At 63.5% G+C, this 15,804-nt stretch carries 15 protein-coding genes and 1 pseudogene; 7 read left to right on the plus strand and 9 right to left on the minus strand.

Annotated elements, in window-relative coordinates:
• Positions 1-2 precede the first annotated feature (2 nt).
• Together JHX87_RS04460 and JHX87_RS04465 are read right to left on the minus strand one after the other, a co-directional pair.
• Positions 3-1,475, minus strand: a pseudogene (locus JHX87_RS04460) (aldehyde dehydrogenase family protein).
• A gap of 42 nt (positions 1,476-1,517) precedes the next feature.
• Entirely contained in the window at positions 1,518-2,114 is a 597-nt protein-coding gene (locus JHX87_RS04465; protein WP_271882681.1) for a (d)CMP kinase, read from the minus strand.
• Between the two features lie 172 nt (positions 2,115-2,286).
• Here JHX87_RS04465 and JHX87_RS04470 point away from each other — a divergent pair, with 172 nt between their 5' ends.
• The gene (locus tag JHX87_RS04470) at positions 2,287-3,033 is read left to right on the plus strand and encodes a helix-turn-helix transcriptional regulator (RefSeq protein ID WP_271882682.1); all 747 of its coding nucleotides are present in this window, start codon (positions 2,287-2,289) and stop codon (positions 3,031-3,033) included.
• A gap of 256 nt (positions 3,034-3,289) precedes the next feature.
• Here the strand turns inward: JHX87_RS04470 and tsf are convergent, their stop codons facing one another.
• Together tsf and rpsB are read right to left on the minus strand one after the other, a co-directional pair.
• Complete coding sequence (gene tsf, locus JHX87_RS04475) at positions 3,290-4,180, minus strand: translation elongation factor Ts (RefSeq protein ID WP_271882684.1); 891 nt, start codon at positions 4,178-4,180, stop codon at positions 3,290-3,292.
• An 84-nt stretch (positions 4,181-4,264) separates the two neighbouring features.
• Entirely contained in the window at positions 4,265-5,068 is an 804-nt protein-coding gene (gene rpsB, locus JHX87_RS04480) for a 30S ribosomal protein S2 (protein ID WP_271882685.1), read from the minus strand.
• Positions 5,069-5,308: 240 nt separating this feature from the next.
• Here rpsB and trhA point away from each other — a divergent pair, with 240 nt between their 5' ends.
• From trhA to JHX87_RS04495, 3 genes are all read left to right on the plus strand, one after another.
• Positions 5,309-6,010, plus strand: a complete 702-nt coding sequence (gene trhA, locus JHX87_RS04485; protein ID WP_271882686.1) for a PAQR family membrane homeostasis protein TrhA — start codon at positions 5,309-5,311, stop codon at positions 6,008-6,010.
• 145 nt (positions 6,011-6,155) lie between these two features.
• Positions 6,156-6,800, plus strand: coding sequence for a bifunctional 4-hydroxy-2-oxoglutarate aldolase/2-dehydro-3-deoxy-phosphogluconate aldolase (eda, locus tag JHX87_RS04490; protein ID WP_271882687.1), 645 nt, complete (start codon positions 6,156-6,158; stop codon positions 6,798-6,800).
• A gap of 6 nt (positions 6,801-6,806) precedes the next feature.
• Entirely contained in the window at positions 6,807-8,021 is a 1,215-nt protein-coding gene (locus JHX87_RS04495) for an MFS transporter (RefSeq protein ID WP_271882689.1), read from the plus strand.
• Positions 8,022-8,024: 3 nt separating this feature from the next.
• Here JHX87_RS04495 and xseA read toward each other — a convergent pair whose 3' ends face one another.
• The gene (gene xseA, locus JHX87_RS04500) at positions 8,025-9,587 is read right to left on the minus strand and encodes an exodeoxyribonuclease VII large subunit (RefSeq protein WP_271882691.1); all 1,563 of its coding nucleotides are present in this window, start codon (positions 9,585-9,587) and stop codon (positions 8,025-8,027) included.
• Between the two features lie 76 nt (positions 9,588-9,663).
• On the opposite strand from xseA, the gene purD reads away from it, so the two are divergent.
• Positions 9,664-10,920, plus strand: a complete 1,257-nt coding sequence (purD, locus tag JHX87_RS04505) for a phosphoribosylamine--glycine ligase (protein WP_271882694.1) — start codon at positions 9,664-9,666, stop codon at positions 10,918-10,920.
• 96 nt (positions 10,921-11,016) lie between these two features.
• On the opposite strand, the gene JHX87_RS04510 is transcribed toward purD, so the two are convergent.
• Positions 11,017-12,033: a ribose-phosphate pyrophosphokinase gene (locus JHX87_RS04510; RefSeq protein ID WP_271882696.1), complete on the minus strand. Its 1,017-nt coding sequence runs from the start codon at positions 12,031-12,033 to the stop codon at positions 11,017-11,019.
• A gap of 88 nt (positions 12,034-12,121) precedes the next feature.
• On the opposite strand from JHX87_RS04510, the gene JHX87_RS04515 reads away from it, so the two are divergent.
• Both JHX87_RS04515 and JHX87_RS04520 read left to right on the plus strand, forming a co-directional pair.
• Positions 12,122-12,721, plus strand: a complete 600-nt coding sequence (locus tag JHX87_RS04515; protein ID WP_271882698.1) for a 2-hydroxychromene-2-carboxylate isomerase — start codon at positions 12,122-12,124, stop codon at positions 12,719-12,721.
• Positions 12,718-13,494, plus strand: coding sequence for an alpha/beta fold hydrolase (locus tag JHX87_RS04520; RefSeq protein ID WP_271882699.1), 777 nt, complete (start codon positions 12,718-12,720; stop codon positions 13,492-13,494). Before JHX87_RS04515 ends, JHX87_RS04520 begins: the two co-directional genes overlap by 4 nt.
• A gap of 18 nt (positions 13,495-13,512) precedes the next feature.
• On the opposite strand, the gene JHX87_RS04525 is transcribed toward JHX87_RS04520, so the two are convergent.
• The 3 genes from JHX87_RS04525 to JHX87_RS04535 form a co-directional block, all read right to left on the minus strand.
• The gene (locus JHX87_RS04525; RefSeq protein ID WP_271882700.1) at positions 13,513-14,817 is read right to left on the minus strand and encodes an alpha/beta hydrolase-fold protein; all 1,305 of its coding nucleotides are present in this window, start codon (positions 14,815-14,817) and stop codon (positions 13,513-13,515) included.
• 88 nt (positions 14,818-14,905) lie between these two features.
• Positions 14,906-15,253: an H-type lectin domain-containing protein gene (locus JHX87_RS04530; RefSeq protein ID WP_271882702.1), complete on the minus strand. Its 348-nt coding sequence runs from the start codon at positions 15,251-15,253 to the stop codon at positions 14,906-14,908.
• Positions 15,254-15,353: 100 nt separating this feature from the next.
• Positions 15,354-15,803: a F0F1 ATP synthase subunit epsilon gene (locus JHX87_RS04535; RefSeq protein ID WP_271882704.1), complete on the minus strand. Its 450-nt coding sequence runs from the start codon at positions 15,801-15,803 to the stop codon at positions 15,354-15,356.
• Position 15,804 lies beyond the last annotated feature (1 nt).

Raw genomic sequence — 15,804 nt, forward strand, 5'->3', positions numbered from 1 at the left:
CGCTAATCGTGCTTGATGACCATCGTCCGCGTGGCGGCGAATTCGTACAGCGCATCAAAGCCCTTTTCGCGGCCATGACCGGATTTCTTCATGCCGCCAAAGGGCAGTTCGATCCCGCCCCCCGCGCCATAGGCGTTGACAAAGACCTGCCCGACCTTGATCTGGCGGGCCACGCGGATCGCGCGGCTGCCATCGCGCGACTAGACGCCCGCGACCAGCCCGTAATCGGTCTGGTTGGCCAGGTCGATTGCGTCGGCCTCATCACGAAACACCATCAGCGCCAGCACCGGACCGAAGACCTCTTCCTGCGCCAGCAGGTGATCGCGCGGCACCGGACCATAGGCGCGCGGGGCGACGAAATTGCCGTTTGCAGCGGCATCTGCCGCAATCTGCCCCTGGGCGATCAGCGGGATGCCATCGGCGTCGGCCTGCTGGCAGAAGCCTTCGACGCGGCCTTTCTGCTTCGGGCTTATCAGCGGCCCCAGATCGTGATCGCCCTGCTGCATCCCGGCGATCAGCTTTGGAAAATCGGCGCGCAGCCGGTCGATGACCTGATCGGCGATACTCTCTTGCACCAGCAGGCGCGCACCTGCGGAACAGGTCTGACCGGCATTCTGGGTGATCGCCTTCAGGACGACCGGCATGACGACATCCAGATCGGCATCGTCGAACACAATCTGCGGCGACTTGCCGCCCAGTTCCAGCGTGCAGCCGATATGATTGCGCGCCGCCGATTCCTGCACAGCGATGCCGACCGGCGGGCTGCCCGTGAAGCTGAGGAAATCGACATCGCGATGTGCCGACAGCGCGGCCCCGGCCTCTTCCCCCCGCCCCGGCACGCAATTCAGCGCACCGGCGGGCAGGCCGGCCTCGCGCAGGATCTCGCACAGGCGCATCGGCGTCAGGCAGGCATCCTCGGCCGGTTTCAGCACGCAGGCATTGCCCATGGCCAGCGCGGCCGAGATGGTGCGCCCGAACATCTGCGCGGGATAGTTCCACGGGATGATATGGCCGGTGACGCCGTGGGGGACATGTTCGGTGGTCACGAAATAGCCCGGCATGAAGGGGATCATGTCTCCATGCACCTTGTCCGCCGCCCCGCCATAAAATTCCAGATAGCGCGCCGTCGCCGTGATATCCGCCCGCGCCTGCGAGATCGGCTTGCCACAATCGCGCGCCTCAAGCTCGGCCAACTCGTCAAAACCCGCCGTCACAAGCGCCGCGGCGCGGGTCAGGATGCGCCCGCGATCGGCTGCCGCCATCCGGCCCCAATCCGATGACAGGGCGCGGCGGGCGGCCTGCACGGCGGCGTCGATATCCTGCGCATTGCCGGCGGCGATCTGGGTGAACACCTCTCCGCTGGCGGGGTCGATTACATCCAGCACCGCCCCGCTGGCCGAGGGGCGCCATTCATTGTCGATGAACACGCCGTCCGACGCGGCTGTGATCGATGCATTGCGGGTCTGGACGTTCATGGGCTCTCCTCCTGGCCGCGCCAGATTTGCCGATTGGCGCGCCTAGGGCAAGCGGCGCTGCCAGACCTGATCCACAATCCCGATGGCCCGGGTGACGGCCTGATCGATGGCAAGCTCGCTGGTGTCCAGCACCACCGCATCATCGGCGGGTCGCAGGGGCGCTGTCGCACGTTCGCTGTCACGCCGGTCGCGTTCCTGCAATTCGCGCAGCATCTGTGCCGGATCGGCGCCCAGTTCGGCCGCGCGGCGGTGGGCGCGAACCTGATCCGAGGCGGTGACATACAGCTTTACCTCGGCATCGGGGCAGATCACGGTGCCGATATCGCGCCCGTCCAGCACGGCCCCCGGCTCTTGCGCGGCGAAACGGCGCTGAAAATCCAGCAGGGCGGCCCGCACCTCGGGGATGGCCGCGACACGGCTTGCCGCCTGCCCCGCCTGGGCCGAGCGCAGATCGCTGCGGGCCAGATCCTCGGCGGTCAGGGATTGCGCCGCCTGCACCGGATCCCCGCCTCTGGCGCCGGTTGCGCGGTACAGCAGGCCGGTATCCAGATGGTGAAAGCCGAAATGGACCGAGATCGCGCGCGCGATCGTGCCCTTTCCCGATGCCGCCGGCCCGTCGATTGCGATGGCAAAGCTCATGGATAAGCCCTTGTTCTGGTCCCGGGATTCTTTTCTGAAACGTCATTTCGCATGGGAAGTCACGTCAGGTCCAGACCTGCACATTTAACCATCACGGAAGTTGGGGCTTGGCAAAGGCACAACTGTGTAATTTTATTGCCTGAAATTTTGCAAATTTCAGGTTCGGTTCGTTTTGGCGCGATATATTTCCAGACTGATAGACGCGGTTACCGTCGAGGACATCCAATTATGTCTTTTTGAGGCCATGCAATCCTTTGGTTTCATGTACACACTTTACGCCGCCCGATATCTGACACAACTTCCGGCGACTGTCATCCATGAAGAATTGGAGGTCTGGAGCAATTTTCCAGATAACTTCCTCAACACGCTCACCTCGCAGCGAATTATCTACGGATCAAACTGGGACCAATGGGCGCTGGAGCATGATGGCTGCATCGCGACCGAGCAGATCACGAATCGCAGCGGGCCGGACCGCCTGTCCGAACTGGTCAAGCAGAACGGGTTTCAGGGCAGCATGCTGTTCAGCCTGAAAGGCAAGGTTCTGCGCAGCAACGGCGCAATTCTGCTGAATCCGGGCCGTGGTGCCAGCGCGGAGGAGGCGATAAATCTGTGGCAGGCAAATAGTCGCGAATTGACGCTGATCTGCTGGGTCGCACATTTGCGCATGGCCACCAGCCAGCGCCGCCGCAAGAATAATCTGCTGACACAACGTCAGCGCGAGGTCCTGGAATGGAGCTCAGCGGGAAAAACCATCGCAGAAATCGCGACAATTCTGGGGGTTACACCCGCAACCGTCGAAAAACACCTGCGCCTTGCGCGTGACAGTCTGGGGGCCGGAAACACCGCACAGGCGATCCTGAAGGCGCATCTGACGAACCAGATCTTCTCGGGCGATATCCCTGACGAAACGGAACGGTAAGGAATACCTGACTTTCATTCATCTGATCTAATCCGTTCTATGAACATGTTCCGTGAGTGGTGACACATCTGTGTCAGGAACGCAGCGTCAATCGGACCGAGTTGCCCGGTCCCCGACGCAGCCTGCTAGCCAGGCAGGGCTTGCCGATGATTTACCTCGTTATCGGCAAGCCCTTTTCCAATCCGGCCCCTGCATGAAAAAAACCGCCGATCCTGTGGACCGGCGGCTTCCGAATTGTCCGAAACTGGCGGTTAAATCAGTTGCCAGACAGGGTCTTCGCGACTTCTGCGGCGAAGTCTTCTTCTTTCTTCTCAATGCCTTCGCCGACAGCGACGCGGGCATAGCCGGTCACTTCAACGCCTGCATCCTTGGCCGCCTGAGCAACCGTGATGTCAGGGTTGATGACGAATTTCTGGTTCAGCAGCGTGACCTCTTCGAAGAACTTGCCCATGCGGCCTTCGATCATCTTTTCGATGACGGCCTCGGGCTTGCCCGATTCGCGGGCCTGCTCGGTCAGGACGGCCTTTTCACGCTCGACCAGCGAGGGGTCCAGATCGGCTTCCGACAGCGAGGCCGGATTCGTCGCCGCGATATGCATCGCGATCTGACGACCGATTTCCTGCGCCTTGTCCTCGGGACCGTTCAGCGCGACCAGAACACCGATCTTGCCCATGCCTTCCGCGGCCGCATTGTGGACGTAGGAGACGATGGTATCGCCTTCCAGCACATGCAACCGACGCAGGGTCATGTTTTCGCCGATGCGGGCGATGGCGTCGGTCAGAACGTCCTCGACCGGGCGGCCGTTCAGATGGGTCTGGCGCAGAACCTCGACATCTTCCTCGACGGTCAGGGCAACATCGGCAATGTCGCGGACCAGTTGCTGGAAGTCGGCGTTCTTGGCGACAAAATCGGTTTCCGAGTTCAGCTCGACCGCGACGCCCTTGCCGTTATTGACCGACACGCCGACCAGACCTTCTGCGGCAACGCGGCCGGATTTCTTGGCGGCTTTAGCCAGGCCCTTGGTGCGCAGCCAGTCGACGGCGGCCTGCATGTCGCCATCGTTTTCGGTCAGCGCCTTCTTGGCGTCCATCATACCTGCGCCGGTGCTTTCGCGCAGCTCTTTCACCATAGCGGCGGTGATAGCCATGACTCGTCTCCTTGTTTCAACGCGTCAGGCGGGGATATCCCCGCCTGACGACAATACGGTAAAATTCCGTGGCCGCGCGCCCGATCAGGCGTCGGCGGTCGACTGCTCTTCGGCTGCGACTTCGGCTTCGCCTTCGTCCAGCAGCTCTTCCGGCGATTCGGCCAGAGCGCCGACGTCGACACCGGCAGCGCCCATCTGGGCCGACATGCCGTCCAGCGCGGCGCGGCTGGCCAGATCGCAATACAGCGCGATGGCGCGGGCAGCGTCGTCATTGCCCGGAATGATGTAATCCACGCCTTCGGGCGAGGCGTTGCTGTCAACCACGGCCACGACCGGGATGCCCAGCTTCTTGGCTTCGGCGATTGCCAGATCTTCCTTGTTCACGTCGATGACGAACAGCAGGTCCGGCAGACCGCCCATTTCGCGGATCCCGCCCAGCGAGGCCTGCAGTTTCGCCTGCTCGCGCTCAAGACCCAGACGTTCTTTCTTGGTCATGCCTTCGGCGCCGCCAGCCATGGTTTCGTCAATCGCCTTCAGGCGGTTGATCGACTGCGACACGGTTTTCCAGTTGGTCAGCGTACCACCCAGCCAGCGGTGGTTCATGTAGAACTGAGCCGACTTCTCGGCGGCTTCCGCGACCGGCTTCTGCGCCTGACGCTTGGTGCCGACGAACAGAACGCGGCCACCCTTGGCAACGGTGTCACGAACGACCTGCAGCGCGGCGTCCAGCATCTGCACGGTCTGCGTCAGATCCATGATGTGGATGCCGTTGCGATCGCCATAGATGAACTCGGCCATGCGCGGGTTCCAGCGCTGAGTCTGGTGACCATAGTGAACGCCAGCTTCCAACAGCTGACGCAGAGTGAATTCGGGAAGCGCCATATCCATTTCCTTTCCGGTTTGCGCCTGAGCAGAAGTCTTGAAGGCAATGCCTCAACCGGTGGACCGTTCACGGATGTCTCCCGCGGCGGCCCTCTTCTGCCTGTGAAGTGAGCGGGCAAATAGGCCTGATCGCGCAGAAATGCAAGGGGCAGCGCGACGGTTATGGCGCGAAAATCACATTCCGCACACCAAAACCTGACGAAACCGCCAATTGTCAGGAATCGCAAGCGGCCCCATTCTTGAAGGATGAGTGCAGGCAGGCAGACATATCCCACCTCGGTCGCCGGAAAACATCCGTTTTCCTTTGGGCGCGATTATGACTTTCACGAACTTCTGGCCGATGGGATCGTCCATGGAATCGGCGTGGTGTTCGCCCTTGTCGGCGGCACCGCGCTGATCTTCTATGCAAGCGTTTACGCGGGCCGGCCAGAGCAACTCGCCGTCTGGATCTACAGCATCGGGCTGATCGCGTCGCTGGCGATTTCCTTCACCTATAACATGCTGCCCCATTCGCGGCTGAAATGGTATTTCCGGCGGCTGGATCACTCGGCCATCTTCATCCTGATCGCGGCCACCTATACACCTTTCCTGCTGCGCGGCACTGACGACAGCTGGCTTATGGGGCTGCTGGTGATGATCTGGGTCATGGCCGCATTTGGCATTGCCATCAAATGCCTGTTTCCGGGCCGCTACGACCGGCTGGCGATTCTGCTGTATCTGCTGATGGGGTGGAGCGGCGTGGTCACCTTCAAATCGCTGTCGACCGTATTGCCGCCGACAACGATGATGCTGATCGTGCTGGGCGGGCTGATCTATTCGACCGGGGTGATCTTCCACGTCTGGGAAAAACTGCGCTTTCAGAACGCGATCTGGCATACCTTCGTGGTCGTGGCCGCTGTCGTGCATTATTCTGCGGTGCTCAGCGCCTTCCGCCAGCTTTCGCCCTAGGGATCGGCCCAAACGGGTTTTGCGCCTTGGGTTTTATTTCCGATAGCGTTAACATGTCGCAGATCGACCGCTGCGCATCGCAGGACCTTGCATCGCGGCGGGCTTCGCCCCAGTCTGCAACCAGCAACCGTTAAAAGGTGCCACGATGACCCCTGAACTTCAGTCCCAGAAGACCCGCGAACTTTGCAATCTTGCCCCGGTCGTCCCGGTGATCGTGATCAAGGATGTCGCAAGGGCCGAAGGGCTTGCCACTGCGCTGGTCAGCGGCGGCTTGCCCGTGCTGGAGGTGACGCTGCGATCCGATGCGGCGCTGGATGCGATCCGCGCCATGTCCTCGGTTCAGGGCGGGCATGTCGGCGCGGGGACGGTGCTGACGCCGGATGATGCCAAGCGGGCCAAGGATGCAGGCGCGAAATTCGCCGTCTCTCCGGGCCTGACGGACCGCCTGATCCAGGCCTGTTCCGATCTGGAACTGCCGCTGCTGCCCGGCGCCGTCACCGCGTCCGAGGTGATGCGCGCCGCCGATGCCGGCTATGACATGCTGAAATTCTTTCCGGCCGAGGCCGTGGGCGGCGCGCCCGCGCTGAAATCGCTGGCCGGTCCCCTGCCCCGTATCAGCTTCTGCCCGACGGGCGGCGTCTCGCCGGACAACGCCCGCGACTACCTGTCGCTGCCGAATGTCGTCTGCGTTGGCGGCAGCTGGGTCGCGACCGATGCCGATGTGACCGCCGAAAACTGGTCCGCCATCGAGGCGCGCGCCCGGACTGCGGCGACCCTGCGACAGAGGTAACAGAACATGACCGCCCAGATAAGCCGCGCCCGCCGGAACGTGATCGTTCTTTTCGCAGCGCAGGCGATTCTGGGCGCCCAGATGCCGATGATCTTTGTCGTCGGCGCCCTTGCGGGCAAGATCCTGTCGCCCAATCCCTGCATGGTGACCCTGCCGCTGTCGATGATCATTCTGGGCACGGCGCTTAGCGCCCGCCCGCTGGCCCGTTTCATGCAAAATCACGGTCGCCGGGCCGGGTTTCTTCTGGCGGTCGCGGCGGGCAGTATCGGCGCGATGATCTCGGCAGGCGCGATCTGGATCGGGTCGTTCTGGCTGTTCATGGCCGGATCGCTGCTGACCGGGGTTTATATGTCGGCGCAGGGGTTCTATCGCTTTGCCGCGACCGACACCGCGCCGCAGGATTTCGCGCCAAAGGCGATCAGCTGGGTCATGGTCGGCGGGCTGTTTGCCGCGGTGATTGGCCCGGCCCTGGTGCGTTATACCGATGGCATGACCGCCGTGCCGTTTCTGGCAACCTATCTGGCGATCCTGGCGCTGAATCTGACCGGACCGTTCCTTTTTGCCTTTCTGGACATTCCAAAGCCAAAGCCCAGCGATGCCGATGCCGATACGGGCCGCAGCATCGGCCAGCTTCTGGCGGTGCCGCGCATCCGTGTGGCGATGATCTGCGGCACGGTGTCCTATGCGCTGATGAACCTGATGATGACCTCGACATCGCTGGCCGTCACGGGCTGCGGTTTCGACCAGAAGGACGCGGCGAATATCATCAGCCTGCATGCACTGTCGATGTTCGCGCCCAGCTTTTTCACCGGCACGCTGATCACCCGCTACGGGTCGCAGCGAATCGTGGCCATCGGCATGGCGATCCTGACGCTGTCGGGGCTGATCGCGCTGGCGGGGGTCGAGCTGGCGAATTTCTATATCGCGCTGATGCTTCTGGGTCTGGGCTGGAATTTTGGCTATATCGGGGCCACCGCTATGCTGACCGCCTCATTCACCCCGGCAGAGCGTGGCCGCGTTCAGGGGATCAATGATGCGGTCGTCTTTGGCGGTGTTTTCCTTGCCTCACTATCCTCGGGCGCGCTGATGAATTGCGCGGGAGGCACGGCGCAGCAGGGCTGGAACGCAGTCACGCTGACGATGCTGCCCTTCCTGCTGCTGGCGGCGGCCTCGCTGATCTGGCTGGTCCGGCAGGAACGCAGGCAACCGGCCCTTGGCTGACAGCTAGAACAGGTCTTTCTGCTCGGGCGCGGGCGGAGCGGATTTGCGCGCCGGTTTGGGCGGCGCCCCGTCAGGCCTGGCCGATACCGTGCCATCGGCGAATTGCAGTTCGATCTGCGGAACCTGCCGCGCCGCATTGGCCGTGGTCAGAACCCCATCCGGCCCGCGAACCACCGCAAATCCCCGTTCCAAGGTCTCGTGATAGCCCAGCGTCTGCCGCATCCGGTCCAGCCGCAGCAGCGCATCGCGGCGCTGGTGGATGGCCCGCTTTCCTGCGAGATCAAGCCGTTGCGAGGCCTGCTGCAGCCGGTCGCCCTGCGTGACGATCGCCCGCCGCGTGGTCGCCACCATCCGCGCCAGAGAGGATTCCAGCCGCTGCTGCAGGCTGTGCAGACGGTCTTGCCGACGCTCTGCCCGGCGCTGGATCGCCCCGCCCAGCCGCGTATCCAACCGCTCCAGCCCATGCCGCTTGCGATCCGTGAATTGCCGCAGGATCGCCACCGGCATCGGATGCGAGGCCAGTTCTTGCCGCCGGATGCGGACCAGACCGCGCAAGGCGGGCTCCAGCCGACCGGCCCACAGGTCGAATCGCTGCCGCGCGCCTTCGGTCAGCGCCGCAGGGCGCCCCATGGCACGGGACAGATCGCGCAAACGCTGGCGCGGACGCTCAATCCGCATGGCCGCCGCACGGCCGATCCGGGCCTGCGTTTCCGCCAGACGCGCAGCCAGTTCCGCCCGCACCGGCACCGCCATTTCGGCAGCTGCGGTGGGCGTCGGAGCCCGGCGATCCGCAGCATAGTCAATCAGCGTGGTGTCGGTTTCATGCCCCACGGCCGAGATCAGCGGGATCCGGCTGGCCGCCGCCGCCCGCACCACGGCCTCGTCATTGAAGCTCCACAGATCCTCAAGACTGCCACCGCCGCGCGCCACGATCAGCAAATCTGGGCGCGGGACCGGCCCATCCGGCGGCAGGGCATTGAACCCCTCGATCGCTGCCGCGACCTGCGGCGCGCTGGCCTCACCCTGCACGGCCACCGGCCAGATCAGCACGCGGGTCGGAAAACGGTCGCGCAGACGGTGCAGGATATCGCGGATCACCGCGCCCGAGGGCGAGGTCACCACCCCGATCATCCGCGGCAGGAAGGGCAAAGGCCGCTTGCGCTCCTGATCGAACAACCCTTCGGCCGCCAGCGCCTTGCGCCGCTTTTCCAGCATCGCCATCAGCGCGCCGGCGCCGGCAGGCTCGATCTGATCGACGATCAGCTGATAGCGGGACTGGCCGGGAAAGGTGGTCATACGACCCGTCGCGATCACCTCCATCCCCTCTTCCGGACGCTGGATCAGCCGCGCGGCCTGCCCCTTCCAGGTCACTGCCGCCAGAACCGAACGGTCGTCCTTCAGATCGAAATACAGATGCCCCGAGGATGGCCGCGACACCCGCCCGACCTCACCGCGCACCCGCACGCGCCCGAACTGATCCTCGATGCTGCGCTTCACCGCGCCCGACAGCTCGGATACCGTGAATTCATGGGCATTATTGCCCGGCGCGTCTTCCAACAGGTCCATGCGGCTTGTTCCCCTTTCGCGCGCAGACTAGAACGTGGCGACCGCAAGGAAAAGGGCGGCAAGCGAAAGGGCGATCATGAATATCCTCATCCTCGGCGGCGGCGGGCGTGAACATGCGCTGGCCTGGGCCATCCGGCAAAACCCGAAATGCGACCGCCTGTTCGTCGCCCCCGGCAATGCGGGCATCGCAGCGGTCGCCGAATGCGCCAGGCTGAACCCGAACTCCCGCGCCGAGGTTCTTGAATTCGCACAGGAAAACGCAGTCGACTTCGTCATCGTCGGACCCGAGGCGCCGCTGGCGGCAGGTGTCTCGGATGCGCTGCGCGATGCCGGTTTCCTGACCTTCGGCCCCTCGCAGGCCGCCGCGCAACTGGAAGCCTCCAAGGCCTTCACCAAGGAAATCTGCGATGCCTGCGGCGCCCCGACCGCCGCCTGGGCGCGCTTCACCGACGCCGCATCCGCCCGCGATTATGTCACCCGGCAAGGCGCGCCCATCGTCGTCAAGGCTGACGGTCTGGCGGCAGGCAAAGGCGTCACCGTCGCCGACACCGTCGAGCAGGCCCATCAGGCCATCGAACTGATCTTCGACGGTGAATTCGGCGATACCTCGGTCGTGATCGAGGAATTCATGGCGGGGGAAGAAGCCAGTTTCTTCGTCCTCAGCGACGGCACGGACTGCCTGCCCGTCGGCACGGCCCAGGACCACAAACGCGTCGGCGATGGCGATACCGGCCCCAATACCGGCGGCATGGGCGCCTATAGCCCGGCCCCGATCATGACGCAGGCGATGCAGGATCAGGTGATGACCCGGATCGTGCGCCCCACCATCGCCGAAATGGCACGCCGCGGCACGCCGTTTCAGGGCGTGCTCTATGTCGGTCTGATGATCAGGGACGGACAGGCCCGGCTGGTCGAATATAACGTCCGCTTCGGCGATCCCGAATGTCAGGTGCTGATGATCCGGCTGGGCGCACAGGCACTGGACCTGCTGCTGGCCTGCGCCGAATCCCGCTTGGGCGACGCACAGGTCACCTGGGCCGATGACCATGCGATGACCGTGGTTCTGGCCGCCGACGGCTATCCCGGAAGCTATGAAAAAGACACGCAGATCAAAGGGCTGAACGACATTCCTGAAGACAGCTTCAACACTGTTTTCCACGCCGGCACCGATCTGAAAGACGGCCTTACCGTCGCGACAGGCGGCCGTGTTCTGGCCTGCACCGGACGCGGTCAGACGCTGCAACAGGCCCGTGATCGTGCCTATGCGCTGGTCGAGGCCATCGACTGGCCACAGGGATTTTATCGCCGCGATATCGGCTGGCGCGCCCTCTGACGTAAAAGACCGGCGCCATCCCTGCGCCGGTCCCCTTTCTTCTTTGCCGAAATATCCCCGCCGGAGGCATCCGACAGGGCCACAGGCATCTCCACCTCAGGTGGAATACAACCCCTCGTAAATCGGCAGCAGATTATCGGTTTCAAACAGCGAACTGACCGAGGTGCCGTTCCAGATGTTCAGAATCGCCTGCGTGAACATCGGCGCGGTCGGCACGATGCGGATATTCGGGGCATTCTTCACCGCCTCGGTCGGCTGGATCGAATCCGTGATCACCAGCGATTTCATCACCGAATTGGTCACCCGCTCCACCGCCGGGCCCGACAGGACGCCATGGGTGATATAGGCGTGAACTTCGGTCGCGCCCTGATCGGTCAGCACCTGCGCCGCCTTGACCAGCGTGCCGGCCGTGTCGCAGATATCGTCAACGATGATACAGGCCTTGCCCGCGACATCGCCGATCACGGTCATCTCGGCCACCTCGCCCGCCTTCTCGCGGCGCTTGTCCACGATGGCCAGGGGCGCCCCGATCCGCTGCGCCAGCTCGCGCGCACGCGCCACGCCGCCGACATCTGGCGAAATCACCATCAGATCATCCATGCGACCCTTGAAGTGATGCTGCACATCCAGCGCAAAGATCGGCGCGGCATAAAGGTTATCCACCGGGATATCGAAAAATCCCTGAATCTGCGCCGCATGCAGATCCATGGTCAGCACCCGGTCGACACCGGCCTCGGTCAGCAGATTGGCGACCAGCTTGGCGCTGATCGGGGTGCGGGCCTTGGCGCGGCGATCCTGCCGGGCATAGCCGAAATAGGGGATCACGGCGGTGATGCGCGCGGCCGATGACCGTTTCAGCGCATCCGTCATGATCAGCAATTCCATCAGATTGTCATTTGCCGGGTTCGAGGTCGACTGGATGATATACATATCCTCGCCGCGCACATTCTCGAAAACCTCGACAAAGATTTCCTGATCGTTGAAACGTTCGACGCGGGTTTCGCACAGGCCGACATTCATGCCGCGATGCATCGACATGCGACGGGCAATGGCAGCGGCAAGAGGTTGGTTGGCGTTACCGGCGATCAGCTTGGGTTCGGTCATGACGGGCATGGATAACGGGCCTTTGGCAGGGATTCGTCAGATTGCAAAGCCATTAGCACCCGGCTAGCCTGCGGGCAAACCAAGAAGGACCGTCTTTATGGCCAGTATCGACTACTACCTGGGCACGATCAGCCCCTATGTCTATCTCGCAGGCACCCGCCTGGAAGAGATTGCGGAAAAACACGGCGCGACGGTGACGTATAAGCCCTTGGATCTGCTGCAGCTTTTCGACCGCACCGGCGGCATCCGCCCGGCCGAGCGTCACCCCAGCCGAAATGAATACCGCGCGCAGGAACTGCCGCGTTGGGCGGAATATCTGGACATGCCCTTCAACCAGAAACCGGCGCATTGGCCGGTGAATATGGCGCCCTCTTCCTATGCCATCATCGCCGCGCAGCAGGCGGGGGGCGGCGATCTGGGTGGGCTGGTCCACGGCTTTGCCAAGGCCGTCTGGGCGGATGAGCGCGATATCAGCGACGATGCCGTGATCCGCGATCTGCTGGGGGCGCATGGTTTCGACCCCGATCTGGCCGACAAGGGCCTGTTCGTCGGCGCCGAAACCTATGGCCGCAACCTGGAAGAGGCGGTCGAGGCCGGGGCCTTCGGCGCGCCCTTCTATGTGGTGCGCGACAGCGGGCAGAGGTTCTGGGGTCAGGACCGGCTGGACTTCCTCGACCGGCATCTGGCCACGTTGTGAGCGGCATCTATCAGCACCACTGGCAGGGCGATCCCGACCGCCCTGCCCTTGCGCTGCATTGCATGCTGGCCAGCGCGGGCTATTGGGGGCCGATCGCCAAGCGGCTGGATGGGCGGGTGGGTCTGAAGGCCTTCGACATGCCCGGCCACGGGCGTAGCGGCGACTGGACGCCGGACCCGGACGGGCCCGATTTCCACACCACGGTCACGCGCATCGCGGCCAGTTTCATCGACCGCCCGCTGGATCTGATCGGACACAGCATGGGCGCCACGGTGGCGCTGCGCATCGCGGTCGCCGCGCCCGATGCGATCCGCAGCCTGACCCTGATCGAGCCGGTTCTGTTCGCCGCGGCCCCCGACAGGCAGCAGGCGTCGCGCGACACGCAGGTCGCCTCGCTTTACGAACAGGGCCGCGAGACCGAGGCCACACGCGCCTTCATCGACGCCTGGGGCGCACAGCCTTTCGACGACCTGCCGCCTCAGGCGCAGCATCAGATGCAGCGACGCATCGGGCTGGTGGCCAATAATGTGCCGCCCCTGTCCCATGACAGCGCGAATATCCTGCGCGATGGCGGGCTGGAGGCCATCGACGCACCGGTGATGCTGATTTCCGGCGAAAACTCTCCGCCAGTCATCCATGCCATTGCCGATGCGCTGGCGGGACGTCTGCCGGATGTGGGCCGCGCAACCGTGCCGGGCGCCGGGCATATGCTGCCCCTGACGCATGCGGATGAGGTCGCAGGCCTGATCGGTGTCAATCTGGACCGCGCCTGAGGGCGCGATCCGATCCGCTTATTTCGACTGATCGAAAAGCCAGTCGCGCAGGGCCGGAATATCATAGGCCACGCGCCAGGTGTTCACATGGCCGGATGCGCCCTGCCGGTCGGTATCGCCGGGCGGAAAGACCGTGCCCCCCTGAAAGGCCGCGTAAAGGATATTGCTGTCTGACCCCGCACGGACCAGATCCGTGACCTGCTGATCAAGCTGCGCCTGCGATCCAAGCCCGTCCCATGTGGCGCGGGTGATCTGACCGCCATTTTCGGCCAGCACCTCCATGATCGCATTCATGCCCGGATAGGCCTTGGCGTCATCCTGAGACACCACGACGAACAGATTATCCTGCGCCAGCGGCGCGACCTGCGCCGGATCCCATTGCCCTGCGACCAGCAGCGAGGCCGCGAACAGATCCGGATATCTGATATTCAGCGCAACCGAGGCCATGCAGCCCCCCGACTGCCCGGTTGTGTACAGCCGATCCCGGTCCAGATTGAACCGCTGTGCCAGATCCTCGATCAGGCGCACGGTGATATCGGCATAATCCGACAACTGGCTGGCATCATTGGCAAGCGCCACCGGATATTGCGGTGCCAGCACGAAGGCCGGGTGCTTTGCCTGATCGCGCGGGCTGGCAAAGGCCACCGCGCCAAGCCCCTGCTGCAGGGTGCGCAAGGGGTTCGTGCCGGTCACACCGGCATCATGCATGAACAGCACCAGCGGATAGGCGCGCCCCGGATCGTAATCCTGCGGCGTGTAAAGATTATAGCTCAGCGACAATCCGGTCTGCGGATCGGTAAAGCGGAATTGCTGAAAATCATCGACGATCAGATTTTTCAGACGGGTGTTGATAAGCGGGGTCGTGCCGGGCGGGACAGGCTGCCCGGACAGGTCCGAAATGCTGGCCCGTTGCGATACAACGGTGGTGGCCGATTCCTCGACCTTCGGGGAAAAGACGATGGCGGCCTCATCCTCCGCGTCCAGTTCCAGAATGACATAGGCGCCGTCGCGACCGTCGGTTGCAAGATCGGGCCGGTCATTGGCGTAGATGCGGGTGATCCGGCGGTCCGTCACCTCGAAATCGGTCAGCGCCAGACCGGCATTTCGGATCGGCCGATCATATTCGACGATGGCCGCAATCACGCGCTGGCTGCGGCCAAAGACCTGCGTCACGGCGGTGACGGATTTCATCTGCTGGTCGCGAAATACGGTCGAATTGATCGCGGGCCCGTCGCCCCGCGGCTGCGCCTCTTGCGCATGGGTGACAGCGCCTTGGCCCAGCGAGATCAGAACGGCGCCGACCAGCGCGATCATCTTATGCATCCTCAAAGTCCTTCGGTAAAATCATGTCATCCGGGGCGGATAGCCGGTATCGCCCCAACGGAATGGAAACCGCAAGCCGGCGGCCACGCTATACGCGGAAATCATCCTCATGCGGCAGCGCCCCGATGGCGATCCAGTCCGCCCGGATCCGGGCGACGCGGGTGTCGCCCCATGTGCTGAACACCAGATCGAAACCGCTGGTGGTGATGTTTTCAGCGCGGATCTCGGCCCGCTGATTGCCGTTGCGGTCAATGTCCCACATGCCGATGGCGACCTGAACCACCGGCGTCCGCAGAAACCGGCGTGTGAAGGCGACATATTCGCGGACCTGCCGATCGCCACTGCCCGACCACATCGGGCCGCCATCCTCGAAGGCCGAGAACATGAGGCTGCTGCCCTGTGCCAGACCAACCGCGTGATGACTGAAAATCTGCATCCTACCTCCGCTACCTGGCATGAGTATAACGCGGCAGGGCAGTAAAAAAGCCCCGGAGTATCCTCCGGGGCCTGTCTTCTTCGTCAGCTTTTCGGACGGCTCAATCCGGCACGCTGGCCTGATTGGGGTCCAGACCGACATGGGTGCCCAGGGCCTCCATATCCGCCAGCAGCTTGACGGCAGCGGTCACGACATCTTCGCCGACCTGATCGCGGCGGTCTTCCGCCTGACGCCGCTGACGATGCGCATCGGTCATCATCTCGTTGAAGATCTCTTGCGAAATCTCCTCGCGCGGGTGGCCACGCTCGGCCAGCAGGCTGATCGAGTCGGGACCGATCTCGACGAAACCGCCGGTGACGGCGAATTCGGTTTCCGTGCCATTCTCGGCAACCACGGTCACCAGACCGGGGCGCAGCGTGACGATGGTCGGTGCGTGACCGGGCATGGCGGTCAGATCGCCGTCATTGCCCGGCAGGCGCACCTCGCGGACCGGGACAGAGACAAGGCTCCGTTCCGGCGACACGAGGTCGAACTGCATGGTATCGGCCATC

The organism is Paracoccus fistulariae, assembly GCF_028553785.1.
GTDB classification, from domain to species: domain Bacteria; phylum Pseudomonadota; class Alphaproteobacteria; order Rhodobacterales; family Rhodobacteraceae; genus Paracoccus; species Paracoccus fistulariae.

Coding starts and splice junctions, on each gene's coding strand:
- JHX87_RS04465 (WP_271882681.1), bottom strand. CDS start 2,114: ATGAGCTTTGCCATCGCAATCGACGGGCCGGCGGCATCGGGAAAGGGC.
- tsf (WP_271882684.1), bottom strand. CDS start 4,180: ATGGCTATCACCGCCGCTATGGTGAAAGAGCTGCGCGAAAGCACCGGC.
- rpsB (WP_271882685.1), bottom strand. CDS start 5,068: ATGGATATGGCGCTTCCCGAATTCACTCTGCGTCAGCTGTTGGAAGCT.
- trhA (WP_271882686.1), top strand. CDS start 5,309: ATGAGTGCAGGCAGGCAGACATATCCCACCTCGGTCGCCGGAAAACAT.
- eda (WP_271882687.1), top strand. CDS start 6,156: ATGACCCCTGAACTTCAGTCCCAGAAGACCCGCGAACTTTGCAATCTT.
- JHX87_RS04495 (WP_271882689.1), top strand. CDS start 6,807: ATGACCGCCCAGATAAGCCGCGCCCGCCGGAACGTGATCGTTCTTTTC.
- xseA (WP_271882691.1), bottom strand. CDS start 9,587: ATGGACCTGTTGGAAGACGCGCCGGGCAATAATGCCCATGAATTCACG.
- purD (WP_271882694.1), top strand. CDS start 9,664: ATGAATATCCTCATCCTCGGCGGCGGCGGGCGTGAACATGCGCTGGCC.
- JHX87_RS04510 (WP_271882696.1), bottom strand. CDS start 12,033: ATGCCCGTCATGACCGAACCCAAGCTGATCGCCGGTAACGCCAACCAA.
- JHX87_RS04515 (WP_271882698.1), top strand. CDS start 12,122: ATGGCCAGTATCGACTACTACCTGGGCACGATCAGCCCCTATGTCTAT.
- JHX87_RS04525 (WP_271882700.1), bottom strand. CDS start 14,817: ATGCATAAGATGATCGCGCTGGTCGGCGCCGTTCTGATCTCGCTGGGC.
- JHX87_RS04530 (WP_271882702.1), bottom strand. CDS start 15,253: ATGCAGATTTTCAGTCATCACGCGGTTGGTCTGGCACAGGGCAGCAGC.
- JHX87_RS04535 (WP_271882704.1), bottom strand. CDS start 15,803: ATGGCCGATACCATGCAGTTCGACCTCGTGTCGCCGGAACGGAGCCTT.